This is a genomic window from Devosia sp., assembly GCF_035944845.1.
GTDB lineage: Bacteria > Pseudomonadota > Alphaproteobacteria > Rhizobiales > Devosiaceae > Devosia_A.
In genome coordinates this window covers 1-25,300 of record NZ_DASZAW010000047.1, presented here as the reverse complement: position 1 = coordinate 25,300, position 25,300 = coordinate 1, and the positions used below count along the sequence as shown (strand labels likewise).

22 protein-coding genes are annotated in these 25,300 nt (G+C 65.3%); 14 read left to right on the top strand and 8 right to left on the bottom strand.

The genetic code is table 11. The annotated features are described in order from the left end of the window. Positions 1-163: 163 nt before the first annotated feature. Positions 164-3,505, bottom strand: a complete 3,342-nt coding sequence (locus tag VGV07_RS08075; protein ID WP_326868183.1) for a transglutaminase family protein — start codon at positions 3,503-3,505, stop codon at positions 164-166. A 114-nt stretch (positions 3,506-3,619) separates the two neighbouring features. Here VGV07_RS08075 and VGV07_RS08070 point away from each other — a divergent pair, with 114 nt between their 5' ends. Then, positions 3,620-4,105, top strand: coding sequence for a hypothetical protein (locus VGV07_RS08070; RefSeq protein ID WP_326868182.1), 486 nt, complete (start codon positions 3,620-3,622; stop codon positions 4,103-4,105). 257 nt (positions 4,106-4,362) lie between these two features. Here the strand turns inward: VGV07_RS08070 and VGV07_RS08065 are convergent, their stop codons facing one another. Further along, positions 4,363-4,632, bottom strand: coding sequence for a hypothetical protein (locus VGV07_RS08065; protein ID WP_326868181.1), 270 nt, complete (start codon positions 4,630-4,632; stop codon positions 4,363-4,365). Between the two features lie 75 nt (positions 4,633-4,707). On the opposite strand from VGV07_RS08065, the gene VGV07_RS08060 reads away from it, so the two are divergent. The 6 genes from VGV07_RS08060 (at position 4,708) to VGV07_RS08035 (ending at position 11,945) form a co-directional block, all read left to right on the top strand. Further along, positions 4,708-5,631 (top strand): LysR substrate-binding domain-containing protein, encoded by a 924-nt coding sequence (locus VGV07_RS08060; protein ID WP_326868180.1) that lies wholly within the window; start codon positions 4,708-4,710, stop codon positions 5,629-5,631. Between the two features lie 347 nt (positions 5,632-5,978). Further along, positions 5,979-7,136, top strand: coding sequence for an ABC transporter substrate-binding protein (locus VGV07_RS08055; protein ID WP_326868179.1), 1,158 nt, complete (start codon positions 5,979-5,981; stop codon positions 7,134-7,136). A 277-nt stretch (positions 7,137-7,413) separates the two neighbouring features. Then, positions 7,414-8,415 carry an ABC transporter ATP-binding protein gene (locus VGV07_RS08050; protein WP_326868178.1) on the top strand — a complete coding sequence of 334 codons (1,002 nt, stop codon included), beginning with the start codon at positions 7,414-7,416 and terminating at the stop codon, positions 8,413-8,415. Then, positions 8,412-9,371: an ABC transporter permease gene (locus VGV07_RS08045; RefSeq protein ID WP_326868177.1), complete on the top strand. Its 960-nt coding sequence runs from the start codon at positions 8,412-8,414 to the stop codon at positions 9,369-9,371. Before VGV07_RS08050 ends, VGV07_RS08045 begins: the two co-directional genes overlap by 4 nt. 167 nt (positions 9,372-9,538) lie before the next feature. Further along, a complete protein-coding gene (locus VGV07_RS08040) occupies positions 9,539-10,354 on the top strand; it encodes an ABC transporter permease (protein WP_326868176.1) in 816 nt (271 codons plus the stop codon). A 163-nt stretch (positions 10,355-10,517) separates the two neighbouring features. After that, complete coding sequence (locus VGV07_RS08035; RefSeq protein WP_326868175.1) at positions 10,518-11,945, top strand: gamma-aminobutyraldehyde dehydrogenase; 1,428 nt, start codon at positions 10,518-10,520, stop codon at positions 11,943-11,945. Positions 11,946-12,157: 212 nt separating this feature from the next. On the opposite strand, the gene VGV07_RS08030 is transcribed toward VGV07_RS08035, so the two are convergent. Further along, entirely contained in the window at positions 12,158-12,925 is a 768-nt protein-coding gene (locus VGV07_RS08030; RefSeq protein WP_326868174.1) for a FadR/GntR family transcriptional regulator, read from the bottom strand. A gap of 380 nt (positions 12,926-13,305) precedes the next feature. Between VGV07_RS08030 and chvE the strand changes: the two genes are divergently transcribed. The 5 genes from chvE to VGV07_RS08005 all read left to right on the top strand — a co-directional run bounded on the left by chvE (position 13,306) and on the right by VGV07_RS08005 (position 19,359). After that, entirely contained in the window at positions 13,306-14,376 is a 1,071-nt protein-coding gene (gene chvE, locus VGV07_RS08025) for a multiple monosaccharide ABC transporter substrate-binding protein (RefSeq protein ID WP_414649924.1), read from the top strand. A gap of 124 nt (positions 14,377-14,500) precedes the next feature. Next, complete coding sequence (gene mmsA, locus VGV07_RS08020; RefSeq protein WP_326868172.1) at positions 14,501-16,048, top strand: multiple monosaccharide ABC transporter ATP-binding protein; 1,548 nt, start codon at positions 14,501-14,503, stop codon at positions 16,046-16,048. After that, on the top strand, positions 16,045-17,316 hold the full coding sequence (gene mmsB, locus VGV07_RS08015; protein WP_326868171.1) for a multiple monosaccharide ABC transporter permease: 1,272 nt from the start codon (positions 16,045-16,047) through the stop codon (positions 17,314-17,316). Before mmsA ends, mmsB begins: the two co-directional genes overlap by 4 nt. Positions 17,317-17,515: 199 nt before the next feature. Further along, positions 17,516-18,166 (top strand): CoA pyrophosphatase, encoded by a 651-nt coding sequence (locus VGV07_RS08010; protein WP_326868170.1) that lies wholly within the window; start codon positions 17,516-17,518, stop codon positions 18,164-18,166. Further along, on the top strand, positions 18,163-19,359 hold the full coding sequence (locus VGV07_RS08005; RefSeq protein WP_326868169.1) for a CCA tRNA nucleotidyltransferase: 1,197 nt from the start codon (positions 18,163-18,165) through the stop codon (positions 19,357-19,359). Before VGV07_RS08010 ends, VGV07_RS08005 begins: the two co-directional genes overlap by 4 nt. Before the next feature lie 226 nt (positions 19,360-19,585). Here VGV07_RS08005 and VGV07_RS08000 read toward each other — a convergent pair whose 3' ends face one another. Then, positions 19,586-19,774 (bottom strand): DUF1059 domain-containing protein, encoded by a 189-nt coding sequence (locus tag VGV07_RS08000; RefSeq protein WP_326868168.1) that lies wholly within the window; start codon positions 19,772-19,774, stop codon positions 19,586-19,588. 279 nt (positions 19,775-20,053) lie between these two features. Here VGV07_RS08000 and VGV07_RS07995 point away from each other — a divergent pair, with 279 nt between their 5' ends. Continuing rightward, the gene (locus tag VGV07_RS07995; protein ID WP_326868167.1) at positions 20,054-21,106 is read left to right on the top strand and encodes an HD-GYP domain-containing protein; all 1,053 of its coding nucleotides are present in this window, start codon (positions 20,054-20,056) and stop codon (positions 21,104-21,106) included. Here the strand turns inward: VGV07_RS07995 and VGV07_RS07990 are convergent, their stop codons facing one another. The 4 genes from VGV07_RS07990 to VGV07_RS07975 all read right to left on the bottom strand — a co-directional run bounded on the left by VGV07_RS07990 (position 21,107) and on the right by VGV07_RS07975 (position 24,453). Next, a complete protein-coding gene (locus VGV07_RS07990; protein WP_326868166.1) occupies positions 21,107-22,276 on the bottom strand; it encodes an AAA family ATPase in 1,170 nt (389 codons plus the stop codon). Positions 22,277-22,372: 96 nt separating this feature from the next. Further along, positions 22,373-22,780 carry a hypothetical protein gene (locus tag VGV07_RS07985; protein WP_326868165.1) on the bottom strand — a complete coding sequence of 136 codons (408 nt, stop codon included), beginning with the start codon at positions 22,778-22,780 and terminating at the stop codon, positions 22,373-22,375. Between the two features lie 339 nt (positions 22,781-23,119). Next, positions 23,120-23,989: an oxygen-dependent coproporphyrinogen oxidase gene (hemF, locus tag VGV07_RS07980; RefSeq protein ID WP_326868164.1), complete on the bottom strand. Its 870-nt coding sequence runs from the start codon at positions 23,987-23,989 to the stop codon at positions 23,120-23,122. Further along, entirely contained in the window at positions 23,986-24,453 is a 468-nt protein-coding gene (locus VGV07_RS07975; protein ID WP_414649923.1) for a tRNA (cytidine(34)-2'-O)-methyltransferase, read from the bottom strand. The genes hemF and VGV07_RS07975 overlap by 4 nt, the downstream gene beginning before the upstream one ends. A 247-nt stretch (positions 24,454-24,700) precedes the next feature. On the opposite strand from VGV07_RS07975, the gene petA reads away from it, so the two are divergent. Then, complete coding sequence (gene petA, locus VGV07_RS07970) at positions 24,701-25,225, top strand: ubiquinol-cytochrome c reductase iron-sulfur subunit (protein WP_326868184.1); 525 nt, start codon at positions 24,701-24,703, stop codon at positions 25,223-25,225. Positions 25,226-25,300 lie beyond the last annotated feature (75 nt).

Genomic DNA, 25,300 nt, shown 5'->3' with positions numbered 1-25,300 from the left:
GACGAACGGACCAAGCTCTCTTACGGTGCTATGCCCAGGGGGTGACGGTCCCGCCCATCCGATCCCCGGCCGGCGGCCACCGACCGGGGATCACCGAACCTGCTACGAGTCGGCGAGAATCAACATGCAAGGGGGTCTTGGGAGGCACGGTGCCTGTCCAGGATCACATCGGCACCCGCAAATCCAGTGTCAGCGGGAACTCCGCCGAGCGCTCCTCCGTCGGAGGCACGAACGCCCCCGGGGTATGCCCGTTCGGCACGAACCGCGCCAGCCGCCGTGCCTCGGCTTCGTTGCCGTTGACCGGAAAGGTCTCGTAGTTGCGACCGCCGGGATGCGCCGTGTGGTAGGTGCAGCCGCCGATCGAGCGGCCGGACCAGGTGTCGTAGATATCGAAATGCAAGGGCGCGTTGACCGGCAGCACCGGGTGCATGCCCGAGGCCGGATGCCAGGCCTTGTAGCGGACGCCGGCCACCGCGACGCCGGCATCGCCGGTGGGCGTCAGGGGGACGCTGCGGCCATTGGCGGTCACCTGGTAGCGGCCGGGGTTGAGGCCTTCGAGTTTCACTTGAAGGCGTTCAACCGATGAATCAACGAAGCGCACCGTGCCGCCGATGGCGCCTTGCTCGCCCATCACGTGCCAGGGCTCGAGCGCCTGGTTGAGAGTAAGCTTCATGCCCTCGACTTCCACCTCGCCGCAGAACGGGAAGCGGAACTCGAGCTGCGCTGCGAACCATTCGGGGTCGAGGTCGAAGCCGTTGTCCCTGAGGTCCCGCAGCACGTCGAGGAAATCGGCCCAGACGAAATGCGGCAGCATGAAACGATCATGCAGCGTCGTGCCCCAGCGGGTGAACTTGCCCTGTTTGGGCGCCTTCCAGAACCGGGCGATCAGCGCGCGGACCAGCAGTTGCTGGGCGAGGTTCATCCGCGCATTGGGCGGCATCTCGAAGCCGCGGAACTCCACCAGCCCGAGCCGGCCGGTCGGGCCGTCGGGCGAATAGAGCTTGTCGATGCAGATTTCCGAGCGATGCGTGTTGCCGGTGACATCGACGAGCAGGTTCCGGAACAGTCGATCGACCAGCCAGGGCAGGGGCGCCGGGCCAGCCTCGGGCGGCGGCACCTGCCTGATGGCGATTTCGAGCTCGTAGAGGCTGTCGTGCCGGGCTTCATCGAGGCGCGGCGCCTGCGAGGTGGGGCCGATGAACAGCCCGGAGAACAGGTAGCTGAGCGAGGGGTGCTGCTGCCAATGGAGGATCAGGCTCTTCAGCAGGTCCGGCCGCCGGAGGAACGGCGAATCCCCCGGGGTGGAGCCGCCGACCACCACGTGGTTGCCGCCGCCGGTGCCGGTATGCTTGCCGTCGATCATGAACTTGTCGGCGCCGAGCCGGGCGGCGCGCGCTTCCTCGTAAACGGCGGTGGTGGTGGCGACGCACTCTTCCCAGCTGGCGGCCGGGTGGATGTTCACTTCGATGACGCCCGGATCGGGGGCGACGCGGATGACGTTGAGGCGCGGATCATAGGGCGGGGCGTAGCCCTCGACATGGATGGGAAGCCCCAGCGTTTTCGCCGCCGCTTCGGAGGCGGCGATCAGCTCGAGATAATCCTCGACGGTCGAGACCGGCGGCAGGAACACGCAGAGCCGGCCCTCTCGCAACTCGACGGTGATCGCGGTGCGCACGGTCGAGTCGATCTCGTCGAGCACCTGCTCGGTGATCTCCTGGGTGATGGTGGGGTCAGCAGTGAAGGTTGAAGGCTGCGGGTGGTGGCCGACTCGCACCTCTACCGGCTGTTGCAGCAGCTCCTCGACCTCGGGCAGCTCGAGCACGGCGACCAGCGGATCACGCGGCACCACATGGGGGTATGCGGTGGGCGCCACATGCTTCAGCGAACTCAGCGGCAGGCGGTAGCCGACCGGCGAGTCGCCGGCAGCGAGGAACAGTTTTCCACGACGCGTGCGCCATTTCTCGGTGATCCAGCGATTGGTGCGATCGGGCATCGCGTTCCAGCGCTGCACCGGCAGGACGTAACCGGTGGGGTTGTTCAAGCCATTATCGAACACGCGCGCCATGCGGGCCCGCGCCTCGGGGTCGGCGAGTTCGGAATTGGCCGGGTCGACATTGGGCGGCAGGCGGGCTTCCTTGACCAGCCATTCGCCCGGATCCTCATAGGCGGCGTCGATCGTTTCGGTGCCGACGCCGAGATTGGCGGCGATCTCGGCCAGCAGCCGCTGGTCGTCGCCGGGCCTGGCGTCGGTCAGGACGCCTTCATGCGCGAACAGGCTTTCGTCGCGCCACACCGGCTTGTTGTCGCGGCGCCAGTAGAGCGAGAAAGTCCAGCGCGGCAGGGTTTCGCCGGGGTACCACTTGCCCTGGCCATAGTGCAGCAGCCCGCCCGGCGCGAAGCGATCGCGCAGCCGCCGGATCAGCGCATCGGCCTTGGCGCGCTTGGTCGGGCCGACCGCATCGGCATTCCACTCGCCGGCCTCGAAATCGTCGATCGATACGAAGGTCGGCTCGCCCCCCATGGTGAGACGGACATCATGCTTGACCAGTTCCTCGTCAACCCGCTTGCCGAGCGCGTTGAGCCGCTCCCAGCTCTCGTCGGAGAAGGGCTTGGTGATACGCGGGTGCTCGGCCACCCGGCTCACCTTCATGTCGAACGCGAACTCGACATTGGCGAAGCTGGTGAAGCCCGAGATCGGCGCGGCATTGCGATAATGCGGCGTGGCGGCGAGCGGTACGTGGCTCTCGCCGGCGAGGAGGCCCGAAGTGGGATCGAGCCCGACCCAGCCGGCGCCGGGGAGGTACACTTCGCACCAGGCGTGCAGATCAGTGAAGTCGTGGTCGGTGCCGGCAGGCCCATCGAGCGACACGAGATCGGGCTTCAGCTGGATCAGGTAGCCGGAGACGAAGCGGGCGGCGAAGCCGAGATGGCGCAGCGCCTGCACCAGGAGCCAGCTCGAATCGCGGCACGAGCCCTGGGCGCGGGTCAGCGTTTCGTCGGGCTCGAGCACGCCGGTTTCGAGCCGGACGATGTAACCGATCTCGCGCTGCACCCGGGCATTGAGCGCAGTGATGAAATTGACCGTGTTCATCGGCGTGCGATCGACGCGCGAGAGGAACTCGGTGAGCAGCGGGCCCGCCGGTTGCGGCTTCATATAGATCGACAGATCGTCGCGCAGTTCCTCGGGGTATTCGAACGGCCAGGTCTCCGCCCGCTCCTCGACGAAGAAATCGAACGGGTTGTAGACCGTCATGTCGGCGACAAGATCAACCTCGATCTTCAGTTCGGTCACCGGCTCGGGGAAGACATGGCGGCTGAGATAGTTGCCGTAGGGGTCCTGCTGCAGGTTGACGAAGTGGTTCGACGGCGACACCCGCAGCGAGTGGCTCAGCACCTTGGTCTTTGATTGCGGGGCGGGCTGGAGCCGGATGATCTGGGGCTGGAGGACGACCGGACGGTCGTATTTGTAGTGCGTCAGGTGATAGATCGCGGCTTTGATCGACATACGGTCGGACGCTCGCTACTGAGGCACAGAAACTTCCCGACACGACGATAGCATAGAAGCGCGGCGCGGCTAGCCTTCCTTAGCGGCAGAGGAAAACATGACGGAGCAAAGCGCGTGATCCGGGCGATCGGGCGGGCGGTAGTGACGATCGCGGTGGTGATCTACACGCTGCTCGACGAGCTGCTGTTCCCGCTGTTCCGGCCGCTGATCAACTGGCTCAGCGGGCTGCGGCTGTTCCAGCGGCTGGGCGAGTGGCTGGGCCGGTTGCCGCCTTATGCGGCGCTGGTGGCGCTGGGCGTGCCGTTCGTCGTTATCGAGCCGATGAAAGTGGTCGCCATCTGGTGGGCCGGCACCGGCCACGTCGTCACCGGCACCATCGGGCTGCTGCTCGCACACGCGCTGTCGCTGCTGGTGGTCGAGCGGATATTTCATGCGGTGTACCAGCCGCTGATGCGGATCGAGTGGCTGGCGCGCCTACTGGGCTGGATGTTTGCCCTGCGCGACCGGGCGATCGCGTGGGCGAAGTCGACACCGGCCTGGCGGGCGGCCGTGGGCTGGGTGCGCGGGGTGCGGGAGTGGGTGAGGGGGGTATTGCGCTGAGGGTGGCCGGGTCGCTCCTCGCTTCCGCTCGGATCGCGCATCGCACGCGATGCGATACCCCTCATCCGGCCTTCGGCCACCTTCTCCCTCAAGGGGAGAAGGTGATCGCGTCAAGCACATAGCTTGCAGAAGAGCCGACGCACAGAAAGTAGTGTGAGTGCCTTCTCCCCTTGAGGGAGAAGGTGCCCGAAGGGCGGATGAGGGGTATCGCAACCGCAGGTTGCGCGCTTGGAGCGAAGCGACGAGCGGCTGAGGCCCTACCGCTTCTTCTTGCCCTTGATCTCCTCGCGCATGGCGGTGCGTGATTCCAGCAGGAACTCCTCGACTTCCTCGAGGCTGGCGGAGAAATCGTAGCCGGCATTGCCGAAGACGATCTCGAAGGTGTCGTCGTCGCGCAGCATGTAGCCGCCATGTGCCTCGATCTTGGGGTTGCGCTTTTCGGCGACCAGGAGGCTCACGCCGAACGGGCGGCCGATGCGGCGGACGCGGCGCTCGATGGCGGCGAGGGTGTTGGCGCGGCTGCCCATGACTTTGCCTCCGAAGCTCGAGTTTTGCCCACCCATAGCGATTGAGCGCCAGCGGACGCAATGCTTTAGTGCGGCATGGCTTTCACCCTGCGGCAACTGCAGTATTTCATCTCGGTCGCCGAGGAGGGGACGGTATCGGGGGCGGCGCAATCGCTGTCGATCAGCCAGTCGGCGGTGACCGATGCGATCAAGGAGCTGGAATCCGACCTGGGGGTGACACTGTTCGAGCGCCACCGGCGCGGGCTGACCATCACCCACAAGGGGCACCAGTTCTATCGCCACGCCGCCCGCATCCTCGCCAGCGTTTCGGATGCGCGGCGCAGCTTCGGCGAGGCGCAGGCACCCGTCGGCGGCAACCTGCAGCTGGGCGTGACCTCGCTGGTCGCCGGCTATGTGCTGTCGGACCTCCTGGCCCGCTACCGGCGGGCCTATCCCACCGTCAACGTCACGGCGATCGAGGATAATGGCGACTATCTCGAGCACCTGTTGATCGGCGGCGAGCTCGACGTGGCGGTGATGGTGATCTCCAACCTGCGCGACCGGGTGGCGCTGCAGGCCGAAATCTTCGAGACCTCGCCCTATCGGCTGTGGCTGCCGCTGGGGCACCGGCTGGCCGGGGCCGACATCATATCGGTGTCCGATATCGTGCCGGAGCCCCTGATCATGCTGACGGTGGACGAGACCGAGGAGAATACCGGAAAGCTCCTCGCCGCGTTCAGCGCCCGGCCCAACGTGGCGTTCCGCACCCGCTCGGTCGAAGCGGTGCGCAGCCTCGTCGCCACCGGCGCCGGCATCGCGTTGTTGCCCGATCTGGTCTACCGGCCGTGGTCGCTGGAAGGCGACCGGATCGAGAGCCGCGACATTTCCGGCGCACTGCCGGTGGTGCAGGTGGGGATGGTGTGGCGGCGCGGCAGCCAGCTGACCCAGGCGGCACGCGATTTCATCGGACTTGCCCAACAGCAACACTCACCGCGAGGGAGGTCAGCGCAGGAGCGGTGAGGGTGGGACTCCCGCAGCTTTGCCTCGGCGCTGGCAGCCCCGTCCCTTCTCCCCCTCAGGGGAGAAGGTGGCCGGAGGCCGGTTGAGGGGTGCAGCGGTGCAGCGAGCGCTCGTTGAGAAGCTGAACCCCTCACCCAGTTCCGCTACGGACCTGCGGTCCTAGCTACACTACCCTCTCCCCTCAGGGGCGAGGGGAACAGTGGCTCCCGCCTGGGACAACTGCTGCTATCGGAAGTTCCGATACCTCCCCCCGGACGAATGCATTTGCACATAGCAAAGCGCTCGATAAGCTCGCACTCAAGGGCATGATGCGCATTTGGGAGCGCTGCCCGAGCAGGGAGAAATCGATGAAATCCATCCTCAAGACGTGTACGGCCTTGACCATGGTTGCGACCTTCACCGGTCAGGTGGCTGCGCAGGAGATGCTGCAGTCGCTCGGCGCGGGGGAGGGCGAAGTCTCGATCGTCGCCTGGGCCGGTTACATCGAGCGCGGTGAGACCGACCCAAACTATGACTGGGTCACCAAGTTCGAGGCCGACAGCGGCTGCAAGGTGACGGTGAAAACCGCCAACACTTCGGACGAAATGGTGGCGCTGATGAACGAGGGCGGCTTCGACCTCGTCACCGCCTCGGGCGATGCCTCGCTGCGGCTGATCGCCGGCAAGCGCGTACAACCGATCAACACGGCGCTGATCCCGTCGTGGTCGAGCATCGACGAGCGGCTGCAGAACGCCGCCTGGCACACCGTCGACGGCACCCATTACGGCACGCCCTATGTCTGGGGCGCCAACGTGCTGATGTACAATACCGAGGTGTTCGGGGATAAGCCGCCGACCAGCTGGAACGTGGTGTTCGAAGAGATGGACCTGCCGGACGGAAAGTCCAACAAGGGGCGGGTACAGGCCTATGACGGGCCGATCTACGTTGCCGACGCGGCGCTCTACCTGATGAAGCACAAGCCGGAGCTTGGCATCACCGACCCCTATGCGCTGAACGAGGACCAGTACAAGGCGGCGCTCGACCTGCTGCGGGTGCAGCGCACCCTGGTCGGCCGTTACTGGCACGATGCCTTCATTCAGATGGACGACTTCAAGAACGAGGGCGTGGTCGCTTCCTCGTCGTGGCCGTTCATGGTCAACGTGCTGAAGGCCGAAGGCGCCAAGGTCGCCTCGACCTTCCCCGAGGAAGGCATCACCGGCTGGGCCGATACCACGATGCTGCATGCCGACAGCCCGCACCCCAACTGCGCGTACATGTGGATGGAGCATTCGCTTTCGCCCAAGGTGCAGGGCGATGTGTCGGCCTGGTTCGGCACGGTGCCGTCGGTGCCGGCCGCCTGCAAGGGCAATGAACTGCTCACCGATGAAGGCTGCGCAGCCAACGGCTACGAAGAGTTCGACAAGATCCGCTTCTGGCGGACCCCGACCGCCAAGTGCGAGGCGGGCGAGTGCGTGCCGTATTACCGCTGGGTCAGCGATTACGTCGGGGTTATCGGCGGCCGTTGATCGGCTCGAGGAGGTCGGGCGCCGCCCGGTCTCCTCACCCCGCGAATGTCACTCCCGCGACGGCGGAGCTCAGCGCAACCTCGCGTCCACAGCGAGTGGGCTTCTGCCGTTGTGGGGGTGACGCCGAGGGGATTTGCCGCAAGGCAAATCCTCCTCCCCCGGGGATTTGCTTTGGCAAATCCGCCGAGACAACCCGGGGATTGGCGCCAGCAAATCCTCCGGTACCATCCCGAGGACCGCCAACAGCTCCTCCGGTGACGCAAAGGCTCCCTGACGCATGACATCGGCCGTTTCCCTCCAGACCGTTTCCCGCCATTTCGGCGCGGTGAAAGCTCTCGACGAGGTCGATCTCGAGGTCGGGGAGGGCGAGTTCTTCGCCATGCTCGGCCCCTCGGGCTCGGGCAAGACCACCTGTCTGAGGCTGATCGCCGGGTTCGAGCAGCCGACTGCAGGGCAGATCCGCATCTTCGGCGAGGCCGTGGAGGGCGTGCCGCCCTATCGGCGCAACGTCAACACGGTGTTCCAGGACTACGCGCTGTTCCCGCACATGAATGTGCGCGAGAACGTCGAATTCTCGCTGATGCTGAAAAAGGTCGACAAGCCGACCCGGGCTCGCGAGGCCGAGGCGGCGCTGGAGCTGGTGAAGCTCGGCGGCTATGGCGATCGCCGGCCCGGCCAGCTCTCGGGCGGGCAGCGACAACGCGTGGCGCTGGCCCGCGCCATCGTCAGCCGGCCCAAGGTGTTGCTGCTGGACGAACCGCTCGGTGCGCTCGACCTCAAGTTGCGCGAGCAGATGCAGGACGAGCTGAAGGCGCTGCAGAAGACGCTGGGCATCACCTTCATCTTCGTCACCCACGACCAGGGCGAGGCCCTGTCGATGGCCGACCGGGTGGCGGTGTTCAATTTCGGCAAGCTGGTGCAGGTGGGGACGCCCGAGGCGATCTACCGCCAACCCAATTCGCGCTTCGTCGCCGATTTCGTCGGTTCGTCCAACGTACTGGAACCCGAATTCGTCGAAACCATTGCCGGCGAGCGGCGCTGGGCCTCGCTCCGTCCGGAGGCTATCCACCTGCTTCGCGGCGAGGGCGGTCATTCAGCACTCATCGGCACGGTGGTGTCGCGCTCCTATCTCGGCGCCACCACCCGGGTCGGCATCGCGCTGGGCGAGACCGTGCTCCATGCCGTGGTGGCGTCGGGCACCGATGAGCCTGCCGAAGGCGACCGCGTTACCATCGGCTTTGCCCGCGAGGCGCTGCACCTGATGGAGAACGCGGGATGAGCGCCGTCGCCGCCACTGCCGCGAGCGCGATCCTGCCCAACCAGCGCGGCTGGCTCGGTGCGCTGAGCGACCATTTCTGGCGTCAGCCGAAGCTGCTGGTGTTCCTCTTGGTGCTGCCGGCCTTGCTGTGGCTCGGCATCGTCTATGTCGGTTCGCTGTTCGCGCTGTTGCTGCAGAGTTTCTTCTCGATCGACGAGTTCTCGGGGCTGATCAATTACGAGTTCACGCTCAAGACCTATGCGGAGCTGCTCAGGCCGCAGAATCTCGACGTAATCCTCCGCACCGTGACCATGGCGGGGGCGGTGACGCTGGCTTCGGCGCTGATTGCTTTCCCCATCGCCTACATGGCGGCGCGCTATGCGCGGGGCAAATGGAAGGCGCTGTTCTATCTCGGCATCATGCTGCCGCTGTGGGCCAGCTACCTGGTCAAGGTCTATGCCTGGAAGCTGATCCTCGCCAAGGAGGGGATCCTCAACTGGGTGTTCGAGCAGTTGCACCTGACCCCAGTGCTCGACGCCTGGCTCAGCCTGCCGGTGATCGGCGGCAACTCGCTGTCGATCAGCTATACCGGCACGTTCCTCGTCTTTCTCTATGTCTGGATGCCCTACATGATCCTGCCGATCCAGGCGGCGATCGAGCGGGTGCCGACGAACCTCCTCGATGCCTCGTCCGATCTCGGGGCGACGCCGATGCAGACGTTCTGGAAGGTGATCTTTCCGCTGGCGCTGCCCGGTATCGTCGCGGGCTCGATCTTCACCTTCTCATTGACGCTTGGCGATTACATCATCCCGCAGATCATCGGCACCTCGGCCTTCTTCATCGGCCAGGCGGTCTATGCCCACCAGGGCACGGCGGGGAACATCCCGCTCGCCGCCGCCTTCACCGTGGTGCCGATCGTCATCATGGGGCTCTACCTGTGGATGGCCAGGCGCATGGGGGCGTTCGATGCGCTTTGACTCATTGGCATCGGGGCTCCGCGCCCCCCTCCCCAACCCTCCCCGCAGGGGGGAGGGTGCCCATCGAGTTTGTGTCTCGTGTCTCGCCAAGCCCACCGCCCGGCACCTCCCCCTCGACGGGGGAGGTTGGGAGGGGGTGAGCCCCACGCTCGATATCGGAGGCGGCCATGCGTACTGATGTGGCCAAGGCCCCCTGGGGGCTGAAGCTTGCTGCCGGCGCAGGGCTGTTCTTCATGCTGGCGCCGATCGCGCTGATCTTTCTTTATGCCTTCTCGTCGGAGGAGCGGACCTATCAATGGCCGCCGCCGGGGCTGACGCTGAAGTGGTTCGAGGTGACGTGGAACCGGGCCGACGTCTGGCAGGCGCTGACGCTGTCCGTGCAGGTGGCAGCGATCTCGACGCTGATCGCGCTGGTCTTGGGGACACTCTGCGCCGCGGCCGTTTCGGGGACCCGGTTCTTCGGGCGCGAGACGATTTCGCTGCTGGTGATCCTCCCCATCGCGCTGCCCGGCATCATCACCGGCATCTCGCTGCGGTCGGCGTTCAGCCTGATGGAGATCCCGTTCTCGTTCTGGACGATCGTTCTGGGGCACGCCACCTTCTGCATCGTCGTCGTCTACAACAATGCGGTGGCGCGCTTCCGGCGTACCTCGGGCTCGATGATCGAGGCGGCGATGGACCTCGGCGCCGACAAGTTCCAGACTTTTCGTTACGTCATCCTCCCCAATCTGGGCACGGCTTTGCTGGCCGGCGGCATGCTGGCCTTTGCGCTGAGCTTTGACGAAGTGATCGTCACCACCTTCACCGCCGGACAGCAGCAGACGCTGCCGATCTGGATGCTCGAAGAACTGGTGCGGCCGCGGCAGCGCCCGGTGACCAACGTGGTCGCCATGGTGGTGGTGATCGTGACGCTGCTGCCGATCCTGTTGGCGTTCTATTTCAGCCGCGGCGGCGATCAGACAGTGGCGGGGATGGGGAAGTGAGCGCAGATCCAGTGCTCTTGGCCACCCCCACCCTTGATCCCTCCCCACAAGGGGGAGGGAGACGACGACCGCGGTTTCGGTTCTTGCCTCTCCCTCCCCCTTGTGGGGAGGGCAGGGTGGGGGTGAGCCCCTCGCACACAAGTAGAGTTATGGGAGAGAGAAAATGCACACCGAAATGCTGATCGGCTCGCGCTTCGAGGCGGGGACGGAAACCGAGGAGCAGGTGCTCAATCCCAGGACCGGGGAGCTGATCCGGGGCATCCCCGAGGCGTCGCTCACGCAGATCGACCAGGCGGTGCTGGCGGCGGAGAAAGCCTTCGCCACCTGGTCGCGGACCACGCCCGGGCAGCGCTCCAACTATCTGCTGAGGATTGCCCAGGCGATCGAGGATGATGCCGACGGCTTTGCGGCGCTCGAGGCGCTGAACTGCGGCAAGCCGATCAATGCGGTGAGGAACGACGAGATCCCGGCGATCGTCGATTGCTGGCGCTTCTTTGCCGGCGCCGTGCGCAACATGCAGGGCTCGATCGCTGGGGAGTACCTGCCGGGGCATACCTCGATGGTACGCCGCGACCCGATCGGCATCGTCGGCTCGATCGCGCCGTGGAACTACCCGCTGATGATGATGGCGTGGAAGCTGGCGCCGGCGATTGCCGGCGGCAACACCGTGGTGTTCAAGCCATCGGAACAGACGCCGCTGACGGCGCTGAAGCTCGCCAAAGTCTTCGCCGAGGTGCTGCCCGAGGGGGTGGTCAACGTCATCCTGGGGCGCGGCGACAGCGTCGGCAACGCGCTGATCAACCACCCCAAGATCAACATGATCTCGATCACCGGCGATGTCGCCACCGGCAAGAAGGTGCTGCAGGCCGCCGCCAAATCGGTGAAGCGCACGCATCTCGAGCTCGGCGGCAAGGCGCCGGTGATCGTTTATGACGATGCCGATCTCGAGGCGGTGGTGAACGGGCTGAAGGCCTTCGGCTATTACAATGCCGGGCAGGATTGCACCGCGGCCTGCCGCATCTATGCCGGCCCGAAGATCCACGACAGGCTGGTGGCCGATCTCAGCGCGGCGGCCAGCTCGATCCAGTACAACCAGCAGGATGATACGCTCAACGAGATCGGGCCGCTGATCTCGAAGCGCCAGCGCGACCGGGTGGCGAGCTTTGTCGAGCGGGCCTCGGAACTGCCGCATATCCAGATCACGGCGGGCGGGCACATGTCGGGCGACCGCGGGTTCTTCTACGAACCCACTGTCATTGCCGGGGCGCTGCAGCAGGACGAGATCGTGCGGCGCGAAGTGTTCGGGCCGGTGGTGTCGATCACCCGCTTTACCGACCCCGAAGATGCCATCGCCTGGGCCAATGACAGCGACTACGGCCTCGCCTCATCGGTGTGGACCAGGGATGTGTCGAAGGCGATGCAGACGGCGGCACGGCTGCAATATGGGTGTACGTGGATCAATACCCACTTCATGCTGGTCAACGAGATGCCGCATGGGGGGCTGAAGCAGTCGGGCTACGGCAAGGACATGTCGGTCTATGCGCTCGAGGACTACACGGCAGTGCGGCATGTGATGATCAATCACGGGTAGGGGGCAGGGGCTTCTTCCCTTCTCCCCTCAGGGGAGAAGGTGGCGCGCAGCGCCGGTTGAGGGGTGAAGCGGTGCCATAAGCTGGACGAGCCAGCACGCGGAGAGGCTGAACCCCTCACCCGAGCTTCGCTAACTCGCTGACGCTCGTAAGCTGCGCTTGCCCTCTCCCCTCAGGGGAGAGGGTCAGGGTGAGGGGCGCCCCACACGCAGACCTAGGCCGCCGCCACCCCACTCGCGAGGTGTGAGCGGATATCCAACTCCGTACTCTTCAAGTGCGCCCGCATCGCCTCGACCGCGGCGCGCTGGTCGCCGGCGCGGATGGCGTCGAGGATGGCCTGGTGGGCTTCCACGGTTTCGACGCGGCCGGCGCCGCGCAGGGTCTGGCCGCGGCGGCTCATCACGAAGCTTTCGCGCAAGGGTTTGGCCATGGCTTCGAAGATGAAGGCGATGACGCGGTTGCCGCTCGCCATGGCGATGGCTTCGTGGAACTGCAGGTCGCTTTCGTGGAAGCGTGCCTCGGCCTCGGGGTTCTCGCCATCGGCCGCTTCGGCCGCCGAGGCGCGCATGTCTCGCATGGCGGCGTCGATCGCCTGGACGCCGGCGCGGCTGGCGCGCTTGGCGGCGAGGCCCGATGACAGCGATTCCATCGCCATGCGGAGCTCGATCAGGTCGAACAAACCCTTGGGGTCGTTGCGGACGATCGAAACCAGCAGCGCCGCGAACACCGAGCTGTCGGGCTCGCGCACCACGGCGCGACGGCCGCGGCCGATATGCAGCAGACCGCGCCCGACCAGCATTTTCACCGCTTCGCGCACCGTCAGCCGGCTGACTTCGAAGCGCGCCGCGATATCGGCCTCGGCCGGGATGCTGGCGCCGGGTGAGAGTTCGCCGAGGATGATTTCGGTCAACTCGTTGGCCACCCGTTCGGCGGCGGTCAATGGATATTCCTCCGGGCCGGCGGTCACGTCGCTTCGGGCCATTCCCCTCACACCTATCTGATATGTTATGCGGCGTCGGCGCGAACTTTGTCGTCTGTCCGATGCCCTCCTCAACGTCGAATTGTAATGCAGACATAGCAATTTGGGCAAGGATGAATGCTCCCCGAGCAGTTCCCGGGAAGGCCATCTGGGGACATCTTTACAGCGATATCTGATTACTCTAGGTTCCGCCGGCGCGTTGGAGGACGCGCGAAATGCCCCTGATACGGGCGTTTTGGGAGGCGTCGCCACCGGGTGCCCGGCAGGCGATACGGACCGCGCAGCCCAACAGCTGCGATGGTTGCCTTCCGTAACCTTTCCTCCCCGCGCACGGCACGTCCCGCGTGCGGTTCCGTCACCAAGGTTTACCCGGGAGGAAACCAGTGAAAGCCTTGAAGCTTCTTATGACCGCCGTCACCGTGGGCGCCATCGCGCTCTCCGGCCAGGCGTTTGCCCAGGACAAGGGCGCCATCGGCATTGCCATGCCGACCAAGTCGTCGCTCCGTTGGATTTCGGACGGTGACTCGCTGAAGGCCGCCCTCGAGGGCAAGGGCTACAGCGTCGACCTGCAGTATGCCGAAGACGACATTCCGAACCAGCTCGCCCAGATCGAGAACATGGTGACCAAGGGCGTGAAGGCCCTGGTGATCGCCTCGATCGACGGCACGACGCTCAGCGCCGTGCTGCAGCAGGCTGCCGACTCGGGGATCAAGGTCATCGCCTATGATCGCCTGATCCGCGAAAGCGCCAATGTCGACTACTACACCACCTTCGACAACTTCCAGGTCGGCGTGCTGCAGGCCAACTCGCTGGTCAAGGGCCTGAAGGAACGCTTCCCCGACACCAAGCCGTGGAACGTCGAACTGTTCGGCGGCTCGCCCGACGACAACAACGCCTTCTTCTTTTACGACGGCGCGATGAGCGTTATCCAGCCGCTGATCGATGCGGGCGACATCGTCATCAAGTCGGGCCAGACCGGCATGGACAAGGTCGGTACGCTCCGTTGGGACGGCGCCGTGGCGCAGGCCCGCATGGACAACATCCTCAGCGCCAACTACTCGGACGGCAGCCGCGTCGATGGCGTGCTCGCTCCCTATGACGGGCTGAGCCGCGGCATCATCTCGTCGCTGCGCGGCGTCGGCTACGGTTCGGCCGAGCAGGCCTGGCCGATCATCACCGGGCAGGACGCCGAAGTCCCCTCGGTCAAGGCGATCATCGCCGGCGAGCAGTACTCGACCGTGTTCAAGGACACTCGTGAACTGGCCGCGACCACTGCCGCGCTCGTCGACACCGTCGTCGGCGGCGGCACGCCGGAAGGCCTCGACACCAAGACCTATGACAACGGCGTCAAGGTCGTTCCGTCGATCCTGCTCGTCCCGCACGACGTCGATGCCACCAACTACCAGGCGCTGGTGGTGGACTCGGGCTACATCAAGGCGGAAGACCTGAAGTAATCCTCAGGATTCCGGGGGCCTCGCGGCGACGCGGGGCCCTTTTCGCTTCTTACGCCATCAAGTAAAACGTCCGAACCGCGGCGCTTTCGAGCAGCCCGGTTTTGCCTGCAGCAAAGGCCAGCCGATGCCCGACACCACGCGTGACGTCATCCTGGAGATGCGTGACATCACCAAGACCTTCCCGGGTGTGAAGGCGCTCCAGAACGTCAATCTCGATATCCGTGCCGGTGAGATCCACGCGATCGTCGGCGAGAACGGCGCCGGCAAATCGACGCTGATGAAGGTGCTCTCCGGCGTCTACCCCTATGGCTCCTATGAGGGCCAGATCATCTACAACGGCGAGGAATGCCACTTTCGCTCGATCCGCGACAGCGAGCACAAGGGCATCGTCATCATCCACCAGGAGCTGGCGCTGGTGCCGCTCCTGTCGATCGCCGAGAACATCTACCTGGGCAATGAGCGTGCCAAGGCCGGCGTCGTCGACTGGGACGAGACCCGCGAGGGCGCCCGGACGGTGCTGAAGAAGGTCGGGCTCAACGAAGATCCCGATACGCTCGTCACCAATATCGGCACCGGCAAGCAGCAGCTGGTCGAGATCGCCAAGGCGCTTTCCAAGCAGGTGAAGCTCCTGATCCTCGACGAGCCGACGGCCAGCCTTTCCGAAAAGGACAGTGCGGCGCTGCTCGAGCTGCTGCTCGGCTTCAAGGCGCAGGGCATTTCCTGCATCCTGATCTCGCACAAGCTCAACGAAGTCTCGAAGGTCTCGGATCGCATTACCGTCATCCGCGACGGGCGCAGCATCGAGACGATGACAAAGGCCGAAATCAGCGAAGATCGGATCATCACCTCGATGGTCGGGCGCTCACTCGAAGACCGCTACCCGGCACGTACGCCCAACATCGGCGAAGTCGTGTTCGAGGTGAAGAACTGGTCGGTCTATCACCCGCAGCATCGCGACCGGCAAGTGATCAAGGGCATCGACCTGAACGTTCGCAAGGGCGAGGTGGTCGGCATTGCCGGCCTGATGGGCTCGGGCCGCACCGAGTTCGCGATGAGCCTGTTCGGCAGATCGTACGGCGTGAAGGTCACCGGCGACGTACTGCTGCACGGCAAAAAGGTGGATACCTCGACGGTCGAGAAGGCAGTGTCGCACGGCATCGCCTATGCCACCGAGGACCGCAAGACCTTCGGGCTCAACCTGATCGACCACATCAAGCACAACACCACGCTCGCCAACCTCGTGGGCGTATCGCGCTGGGGGGTGATCGACGATCTCGCCGAGCTCGACGTGGCGAACGACTATCGCAAGAAGACCAATATCCGGTCCTCCAGCGTCTACCAGACGACGGGGAACCTGTCGGGCGGCAACCAGCAGAAGGTGGTGCTGTCCAAGTGGCTGTTCGCCAATCCGGAAGTGCTGATCCTCGACGAGCCGACCCGCGGCATCGATGTCGGCGCCAAGTATGAAATCTACAGCATCATCAACCAGCTCGCCGCGCAGGGCAAAGCCATCCTCGTCATCTCCTCGGAGATGCCGGAGCTGCTCGGCATTACCGACCGCGTCTACGTGATGAACGAGGGCCGGCTGGTCGGCGAAATGCCGACCGCCGAGGCGAGCCAGGAAAAGATCATGCGCGCCATCGTGCGCGCCGAAGGGAAAGTTGCATCATGACGACCGAAACCGCACCGCAGGCTGCAACCCCGGCAGAAGCCGCTGCGCCGCTTTCGATCTGGGGCGCTCTGCAAGCGAACCTGCGCGAATACGGCCTGCTGCTGGTCTTGATCCTGATCATGCTGTTCTTCCAGTGGACGACCGGCGGCGTGCTGTTCAAGCCGCTGAACCTCACCAATATCGTCCTGCAGAACAGCTACATCATCGTGATGGCGCTGGGCATGCTGCTGGTCATCGTCGCCGGCCATATCGACCTCAGCGTCGGCTCGGTGTCGGGCTTTATCGGCGCGCTCGCCGCCATGCTGATGGTCGGCTGGAAGTTCCCGCCGGAGCTGGCTTTCCTCGCCAATCCGATCGTCGCCGGCCTCATCTGCCTCGTGGTCGGGGCGGCGATCGGCGCGGCGCAGGGCTATCTCATCGCCTATTACCGCATTCCGAGCTTCATCGTGACGCTCGCCGGCATGCTGATCTTCAAGGGCCTGTCGCTGTCGATCCTCGCCGGCCAGTCGGTCGGCCCGTTCCCGGCCGAGTTCCAGCTGCTGTCGGCGGGGTTCATCCCCGATTTCATCGGCGCCATCACCCTGGTGCCGGCGAGCCAGGGCGTGCAACCCCTGGTACTGCACGGGGCGACGCTCGCCATCGGCATCGTCGCAGTGGTTGGCATGATCCTCCTGTCGATCCGCACCCGGGCCCGCCGCACGGCGCGCGGCTACGAGACCGAGCCCTTCGCGCTGTTTGCGGCCAAGAACATCGTGATCGCGGCTTTGGTGCTATTCTTCACCTATATGCTCGCCTCCTACAAAGGCCTGCCGAACGTCCTGGTGGTGATGGGCATCCTGATCGCCGGCTTCGTCTTTCTCACCAAGCGGCTGACCTTCGGCCGCCGCATCTATGCCATCGGCGGCAACCCCAAGGCGGCGGCGCTGTCGGGGATCAAGACCGAGCGGCTGACGTTCTACATCTTCGCCATCATGGGTGCGCTCGCGGCGCTCGCGGGCATGATCTACGCGGCGCGGCTCAACTCGGCGACGCCGAAGGCCGGGCAGGGGCTCGAGCTCGACGTGATCGCGGCGGTGTTCATCGGCGGCGCCTCGGCGCTGGGTGGCGTCGGCCAGGTCGCCGGCGCGGTGATCGGCGCCTTCATCATGGGCGTCCTGAACAACGGCATGTCGATCATGGGCATCAACATCGACCTGCAGCAGATGATCAAGGGCGTGGTGCTGCTCGCTGCGGTGTTCTTCGATTTGTACAACAAGAACAAGGCTTGAGGCGTCGCCCATCCCGGTGAAGGGCGCGGCCAGGTCGCGCCCTCAAAACCCCGTGCGAAATCCCGGGCTTGAAGGCACCGTTGCCGGCGAGGTCGACAACCTGTTGAAATAGGCAGCAGGGAGCGGATGGCTCGACGTTGTTGATTTGGCGCATGACCTTAGCGGAAAAGTCTGCCAGTACCGGGGGAGACGTTCCGGAGTGCAGGCCCTGACCGACGACGCGCTGATCACCAGAATCGCCAGCCGGCTGCTGCGCGAACCGGAAGCGTTCGACGCGTCGGCCGGCATGCTGCCCGACTGGGTGCCGGATACCCCGCCGGGCCGCCCGCCGGTGCCGGCAGCGGTGCTGATCGCGCTGGTCAAGCGCACTGAGGGGTTGTCGATCCTCTATACCGAGCGCTCGCCGGAGTTGCGGTCGCATTCGGGGCAGATTGCCTTTCCGGGTGGCAAGGTCGACCCCACCGATAGCGATGCCGCCGATGCGGCGCTGCGCGAAGCCTGGGAAGAAGTGCAGCTCGAGCGTAGCGAAGCGAAGGTGCTCGGCTTCATGCCGCTCTACTATACCGGCACCAATTACCTGATCACCCCGGTGGTGGCGGTGGTCGAGCCGAGCAAGCCGTTCATCCCCAACCCGGGCGAGGTGCGCTCGGTGTTCGAGGTACCGCTCGACTACCTGATGACGCCGGGCAGCTACTCGACCTTCCACATCAAGCGGGGCGGACGCGAGCACTCGACCTGGCAAATCGAGCATAGCGGGCTTGTCATCTGGGGCATAACAGCGAACCTTACACGTCGCTTCCACGATCTGGCGCTGAGCCCAGAGCAGGATACAAGCCCGGAGGGCGGTTGAACAAACGGGGAGACATCGACGAACGCCTGAGGCGCGCCGAGTGGCTGATGCGGCCACAAACGCAGCGCATGCTGGCTTTGCTCGATGGCGCCGAAGGGCGGACCCGGGTGGTGGGCGGGATCGTGCGCGACACACTGCTCGATTTGCCACGCGACAACTCCGACATCGATATGGCGACCGAGCTCAGGCCCGAAGAGGTGACGCTGAGGGCTGAGCGCGCCCGGCTTGCGGTCTATCCGACTGGCATCGAGCACGGCACGGTGACGCTGAAGCTCGATAACATGACGGCGGAAGTGACGACGCTGCGCGAGGATGTCGAGACCGACGGCCGGCACGCCGTAGTTCGGTTCGGCACCGATTGGCGCCAGGATGCGCTGCGCCGGGATTTCACCCTCAACGCGCTCTATGCCGGCATGGACGGCACATTGTTCGATCCGCTGCACGCGGTGGCGGATTGCCTCGCCCGCAAGGTGCGGTTCATCGGCAAGCCGGCCGAGCGGATCGCCGAAGACCGGCTGCGCGTCTACCGCTTCTTCCGCTTCTCGGCGAGCCATGCCGGCGAGCAGTTCGATGCCGATGGATTGGCCGCCTGTGCTGCGGCGGCAGGAACGCTGGAGCGGCTGGCGGCCGAGCGGGTCGGGGCGGAAATGCGGCGCATGCTGGCGCTGCCGCGGATCGCCAATACGCTCAAGGCGATGCGCGAGGCGGAGATCCTGCCGCTGCCCGAAGCGATGATCCGGCTGCTGCACAGCTATGAGCGGCGGGCGCGGAAACCCGAATATGCGGCGCGGCTGGCCATCGTCATGTCGGAGGTTGCGCCCGAACGGCTGCAGGCGATGTGGCGGCTGTCGAACGATGACATCGCCGCCGCCCAGTCGATCCTCTCGGCGGCGCGGCTGATCGCCGAGTTCAGCCTGAACGAAGCCGCCTATCGGCACCCCGGTGCCCTGGCAGACGGCATCGAGGTGGCGGCGACGCTGTCGAACTGGGGTGATGCGGGCAAGCTCGCCGTTCTCGAACAGCTGCAGCGGCTCGACGTGCCGCGCTTCCCGATCCGCGGCAACGACCTGATGGGGGTCGGCATGCAGGCCGGGCCCGAACTCGGGGCGGAGCTGGAACGGCTCGAACGCGCCTGGATCGAGAGCGGGTTCGTTCTCGATCGCGCGGCGCTGCTGGGGATGGTGGGGGAGTAGGGGGCTAAACCCCTTCTTGGGGTGACAGGTGCCACCAGACTCTCCCACCCACGGCTGTCATCCCAGCGAAAGCTGGGACCCAACCATCAGGTGACGCGGGCGGTGAGATGGGTCCCAGCTTTCGCTGGGATGACACCGAGTTTTTGGTGGCTTTTTGTGGTCAGCCGGCAGCTCGGTTCTTCCCCTTGGGGGGCAAGATAGTGCCCCCCGATGGGAGAGGGTCCCGTCAATGCACCGCTTCGTCCTTTTCGTGGACGCGGGCCTTGATCTCGTCGACCATGTTGGGGCGGATCACCTCTTCGCCATGCGCATTGCGCAGGTGCTCGGCGGCGCGGCGGACGATTTCGGCAGAGTCCTCGGCCTGGGTATGCCAGGTGCAGCCGGGAACCAGGGTGCCACATTCGAACGACTTCATGATCATCTCTCCATCGTTGGTGGCAGGCCATCAGGCCACAGGAATGCGGCAAGGGCGGGGCCGACGCTTCCGCGGCAATACGTGCTCAATTGCATTCAAAGATTCATCAAACAGCTAGGAATGTCCGGCCTAGATGATCTTAGCGAGGCAAGATTTTCGTCGACGAAGGGCAAAGTGCCGCAAAGATCAGAGCCGACAGACCGAGGCACGGTCGTCTTCGTGTGCGACCCGCACTGGGAGGGACATGGCAAAGCGATGGCCGGACAGCTGGGTGCGCCTATGCATCTGCTTTCCGACCTGACGCTCGATGATCTGGCCGACGCCGAGCAGGTGGTGGTGGATGTCGACCTGCGCGACATGAACTCGGTGGGGCAACTCAAGCACGCGCTCGACCGTGTGCCGGCGATCAAGGCGCGGACCTTCCTGGTCGACGAGGGAGCAAGCGAACGGGTGCTGCGGGTGCAGGCCAACGCACTGGGCGCAACGCGGCACATGGTGCGCAAGTATGCGCTCAACGCGCTGCGCCGCGAGTACTCGGTGACGGGACGGGCGCCTCGCACACCAGCCGCGGAAGCGGCGCTTCGTGCCGACGCTGGCGGTGCATCGATCGTTGAAGCGGAGCGCTCGCTCGAAGCACTGTTCGAGAGCATGCTGAGCGACGCACCGATGTCGCTGCAGGCGGTGTCGCAGGCGGCGGCCGGTGTCCTCGCCAGCGTCAGGGCGGTGGGCGCCGATGCCTGGCTCGCCTCGGTGCGCCAGCACCATGAAGGGACGTTCCAGCATTGCCTGCTGGTGACGGGCGTCGCAGCCGGCTTTGCCAGGGGGGCCAAGCTCGGCGGCGGTCAGGCGGCGGCGCTGATGAACGCTGCGCTGCTGCACGATGTCGGCAAGGCAGTGATCCCGCGGCACATCCTCGACAAGCCAGGGAAACTGACGCCGGAAGAGTTCGAAGCGGTGAAGCTGCATCCCGGCGCCGGCTTCGACTATCTCCGCAAGCACGGCAACGTGTCGCCGCTGGTGCTCGATGCGGTACGGCACCACCACGAAGCGCTCGATGGCAGCGGTTACCCCGACAGGCTCAAGGGAGAACAGATCGGGCCGCTGACCCGTATCCTGACGGTCTGCGATATCTTCGCGGCACTGGTCGAGAGCCGGCCCTACAAGGAAACGCGGACCCCACGCGAGGCGATCAACATGCTGGTCGACATGAGCATCAGCAGCAAAGTCGACTATGCCGCGGTGCGGACGCTCGGCACGAGCTTCGGCGTGCCGCTGCCCCCCGAGTTCGGCGACGTCGTGCGCGGCTTCACCGTCACCCGGCCGCACGGCTGATCACTCATCGTCGAAGACTCCGAGTGGGCTGAGACCACGAATGGCGGTGCCGTCCGCGGTGCGGATCACTTCGCGCGGCACGATGCCGCTCGCTTCCGCAATGGCGTCGGCCAAGGGCTGGGAATGGGTGACCACCCAGATCTGGGCGCGCTCTGCCGCCTTGACGATCGTGTTGGCGAGCGCCGGCAAGAGGCTGGGGTGGAGGCTCGCCTCGGGTTCGTTGAGTGCGATGAAGGGCGGCAGCCGGTAAGAGAGCAGGGCGCCCATCAGGGCGAGGAACTGCAGCGTGCCGTCGGAGAGCTCGTGTGCCCAGAACGTTCGCTTGGGCGTTTCGGGGAAAACCATGCCGAAGCGCGCGAACTCATCAGGTGGCGGCACGACCAGTTCGGCGCCGGGGAAGGCAGCGGCGATGGTTGCGTCGAGGTCGACGGTCTCGCCGCGCACATGGCGCAGCGTGGCGAGGACCGATGCGAGGTTCTCGCCGCTCGACGCCAGCATCGGCGACGTGACGGCGCGCGACGGTCGACGCAGCGCCGAATCCGGATCGGTGCGGAAACCATGGAAGAAGCGCCAGTTGCCCAGCTCCTGTCGCACTACGGCAATCTCCGGATAGCCGCCGCGGACGGTCGAGAGCGCGGTTTCACTGGCCAGCGCCCGCTCGTCGATCAGTTCGCGCTGGCCGCCGCTCGCCCGAGCGAACACGGCGTTGTTCTTGCGTTCGAGCAGGGCGACCGGACGCTTGCCCTGCCGAAGCTCGATCGTTTCGGTCTTGATCTGGGCCTCGGTGGGAAAGGCGGCGGCATCGGGCGTCGGGAAGCCGAGTTCGATCCGGTAGGTGGGCAGGAACTCCTCCAGTTCCAGGCGAGCCTCGAGCGTCAGCCGGTTACCACCTTCATGCGCGCGGTAGCCATCGGTGCGGTACATCGGATCGAAGCTGCCATCGGTCGTGAGGTTCTTGCCGCCAGCCCAGAAGATCGAACCGAGGCCGCCCTCGCGGGCGATCTCGTCGGCGAGCGTGCCTTTGGCGGAGGCGTGCAGCAGTTCGAGCGAGCGATAGAGGTTGGTCTTGCCGACACCGTTGCCGCCGATCAGCACGGTGAGCTGGCGGAGCGGCAGGCGGAGCCTCCGAACCGATCGGAAGCCTTTTATCTCTACATCGGTCAGGGTCATCGGCCGGCTCGTTCCATCCTCGAACGAATGATGTAACGCGACCGGGGAAAGGAATGAAGCGGCCCGTCCTGCTCGAGGACAGGCCGCTTGAGTCGGCTAAGAGATATAGAGCTGCACCGCGCCATTGCCGGTGGGCGCGATGTCGATCACCTGGTTGACCGCAATGTGGTTCTGGGCCAGGAGCCGCATCGCCGCCGGATCGGCCTTCAGCGCCTCGCGCAGCAGGTGTATCGACTGGTCGCTGTCGTTGACCGCATCGAACGCCTTGGTGGCGTCGCCGCCATCGTTCCAGGCGGTATCGAACTTCACCACCGACACCGACCGGGCGTGCAGCAGGTCGGCAATATCCTGGCGGTTGAACACCTGGACCTGCGGATCGAAACTGTCGACCGACATGCCGCTATTGGGCGCGGCGAGCGAGAAGGCCGGGGCCGAAGCGAAGGCCGGGGCGGCGATTAGGATTGCTGCGGCCGTAGCCGCAAGACCTGTCAGAGCTTTGTTCATCTTGAACTCCACATGCAGCGAAGCTGAAGCGCGGTTCCGTTGCGCTGGCTGGAACCGTTCGGGGGTGCGCGTCTGCACCGGCCCGTAGGATCTAGGAGCGGTTCAGCCGCGCCGGTAGTTTCCGGCGGCTTAAGCTTCGGCAAGGTTGGTAAGGGGGCTCACCCGGCTGATAGGCCGGTGCGGGAAGAGTACCCCCACCCCTGTCCCCTCCTCGCAAGGGGGAGGGAGACGCCCTCACCAACGCCAGTGTTTTGGTCTCCTCCCCCCTTGCGGGGGAGGGACAGGGTGGGGGGTACTCTTTCTGCGCTGACCTAGCCTAACGCCATAAGCCGTGGACTCTCACGGCCACCGAACCTCAGGGGGCATCGACGACAGGATCGACGTCACGTTGCCGCCGGTCTTCAGCCCGAACGTGGTGCCGCGATCGTAGAGCAGGTTGAACTCGACATAGCGGCCGCGGCGGATCAACTGCTCGTTGCGGTCAGCCTCGGTCCACGGGGTTTCGAAATTGCGGCGGGCAAGACGAGGGTAGACGTCGAGGAAGGCGCGGCCGACATCCTGAGTGAAGGCGAAGTCGTTGTCCCAGCTGCCGGAATTGTGCTGGTCGTAGAAGATGCCGCCGATGCCGCGCGGCTCCTGGCGATGCGGCAGGTAGAAATACTCGTCGCACCATTTCCGGTAGGCGGCGTAGTCGACGCCGTGCGCCTCGCAGGCGGCCTTGTAGGCGGCGTGAAAATCGATGCTGTCAGGGTCGTCCTGGGTGCGCCGGCGATCGAGCACCGGGGTCAGGTCGCCGCCGCCGCCGAACCACCATTTGCCGGTGACGATCATCCGGGTGTTCATGTGCGCGGCGGGAACGTGGGGGTTCCAGGGGTGGATGATCACCGAGACCCCGGCGCTCCAGAACTCGGTGCCCGCCTCGGTATGCGGCATCTGGCGGGCGAATTCCTCGGAGAAGTGGCCGTGCACGGTGGAAATGTGGACGCCGGCCTTCTCGAACACCCGGCCATGCAACAGGCCCATCTCGCCACCGCCGCCGGCCTCGCGCTGCCAGGGCTCGATCTCGAACCTGCCGGCCGGTCGATCGGCGTGCGGGCCGGTGACTTCTGCCTCGACGGTTTCGAGACTGTGGCAGAGCTGGTCGCGGAAACTGCGGAACCAGGCCGCGGCCACTTGCTTTTTTGATTCAATGTCGGCGGGTAAGGTCATGAGAGGGCTGCAAAACCGTTGGTCTGTCGCAGCGCTTCCCCTAGCACGAGGCTGCCGGCCACGGCCACGTTGAGCGAGCGCATATCTTGTCGCATGGGGATGCGCACCCGAAGCTCGGCATCGGCAGCCACGCTATCGGGGACGCCGGCCGACTCGCGGCCGAGCAGCAGGATATCGCCAGGCCGGTAGCTGGCGGCATAGGCCGAAACGCCGGCCCTGGTGGTCAGGAGCGCCAGTCGGCGGCCCGCGGCGCGGCGCCAGGCATCGAAGTGGGCATAGCTGTCGTGCTCGGTGAACAGCGCATGTTCCAGGTAATCGAGGGCGCCGCGCCGGATCGAGCGCGGCGAGAACTGAAAGCCCGTGGGGTGGATGATGTGGACCATGACGCCGAGGCAGGCGCCGAGGCGGAGCAGGGTGCCGGTGTTCTGCGCGATATCGGGTTGATAGAGAGCCAGATCGATCATCGGGTTTTTCGCACCGGATTTCTTGAGTAAAGCGGTAAGGTTTTTGGCGGTTGCTATAGTGTCGCATCGGGGGAAAGTCACCCTGAGTCCGGCTGGACAAGCCCCATTCATAGTGTCAAAAGAACGCCCAAATCACGCGCTGTTGAGGGCGGGGGTTGGCTTTGGCTATGTGGCCCTACGCCAACGGGCACCGAGGCGCTGATCAAGACACAACAGACGGAAGCTTACCTTGGCGACGCAATCCAATCTGGCACATCAGGACGACCCCAAACCGGGTCGGCGCGATTTCCTCTATATCGCGGCTGGCGCCGTAGGCGCGGTGGGCGTTGCCGGGGTGACCTGGCCGCTGATCAATCAGCTCAACCCCGATGCGTCCGTGCTGGCGCTGGCCAGCATCGAGTTCGATCTGTCGGGCATCGAAGAGGGCCAGTCGGTCACCATCAAGTGGCGCGGCCTGCCGGTGTTCGTGCGTCACCGCACCGCCGAAGAGATTGCCGAAGCCAAGGCCGTCCCGATGTCGGACCTCAAGGATCCGGCGACCGACGAGCAGCGCACCAAGCCCGGCCACGAGCAGTGGCTGATCATGATCGCCAACTGCACCCACCTCGGCTGTATCCCGGTGGGCGATTCCGGCGATTACAACGGCTGGGCCTGCCCCTGCCACGGCTCGCAGTTCGACACTGCCGGCCGTATCCGCAAGGGCCCGGCGCCGACCAACCTGGTGCTGCCGCCCTATGAATTCATTTCCGACACGCTCGTGAAGATCGGTTAAGGGGACGCGTCAGAATGGCTCACGAATCCAGCTACGTCCCCGGTAACGTCGTCGAGAAGTGGATCGACGATCGCC

Bases quoted from the DNA above. Each gene is read 5' to 3' on its own strand.
- VGV07_RS08075 (WP_326868183.1), bottom strand. From the start codon at position 3,505: ATGTCGATCAAAGCCGCGATCTATCACCTGACGCACTACAAATACGAC.
- VGV07_RS08065 (WP_326868181.1), bottom strand. From the start codon at position 4,632: ATGGGCAGCCGCGCCAACACCCTCGCCGCCATCGAGCGCCGCGTCCGC.
- VGV07_RS08060 (WP_326868180.1), top strand. From the start codon at position 4,708: ATGGCTTTCACCCTGCGGCAACTGCAGTATTTCATCTCGGTCGCCGAG.
- VGV07_RS08055 (WP_326868179.1), top strand. From the start codon at position 5,979: ATGAAATCCATCCTCAAGACGTGTACGGCCTTGACCATGGTTGCGACC.
- VGV07_RS08050 (WP_326868178.1), top strand. From the start codon at position 7,414: ATGACATCGGCCGTTTCCCTCCAGACCGTTTCCCGCCATTTCGGCGCG.
- VGV07_RS08045 (WP_326868177.1), top strand. From the start codon at position 8,412: ATGAGCGCCGTCGCCGCCACTGCCGCGAGCGCGATCCTGCCCAACCAG.
- VGV07_RS08040 (WP_326868176.1), top strand. From the start codon at position 9,539: ATGCGTACTGATGTGGCCAAGGCCCCCTGGGGGCTGAAGCTTGCTGCC.
- VGV07_RS08035 (WP_326868175.1), top strand. From the start codon at position 10,518: ATGCACACCGAAATGCTGATCGGCTCGCGCTTCGAGGCGGGGACGGAA.
- VGV07_RS08030 (WP_326868174.1), bottom strand. From the start codon at position 12,925: ATGGCCCGAAGCGACGTGACCGCCGGCCCGGAGGAATATCCATTGACC.
- mmsA (WP_326868172.1), top strand. From the start codon at position 14,501: ATGCCCGACACCACGCGTGACGTCATCCTGGAGATGCGTGACATCACC.
- mmsB (WP_326868171.1), top strand. From the start codon at position 16,045: ATGACGACCGAAACCGCACCGCAGGCTGCAACCCCGGCAGAAGCCGCT.
- VGV07_RS08000 (WP_326868168.1), bottom strand. From the start codon at position 19,774: ATGAAGTCGTTCGAATGTGGCACCCTGGTTCCCGGCTGCACCTGGCAT.
- VGV07_RS07995 (WP_326868167.1), top strand. From the start codon at position 20,054: ATGCATCTGCTTTCCGACCTGACGCTCGATGATCTGGCCGACGCCGAG.
- VGV07_RS07990 (WP_326868166.1), bottom strand. From the start codon at position 22,276: ATGACCCTGACCGATGTAGAGATAAAAGGCTTCCGATCGGTTCGGAGG.
- VGV07_RS07985 (WP_326868165.1), bottom strand. From the start codon at position 22,780: ATGAACAAAGCTCTGACAGGTCTTGCGGCTACGGCCGCAGCAATCCTA.
- hemF (WP_326868164.1), bottom strand. From the start codon at position 23,989: ATGACCTTACCCGCCGACATTGAATCAAAAAAGCAAGTGGCCGCGGCC.
- VGV07_RS07975 (WP_414649923.1), bottom strand. From the start codon at position 24,453: ATGATCGATCTGGCTCTCTATCAACCCGATATCGCGCAGAACACCGGC.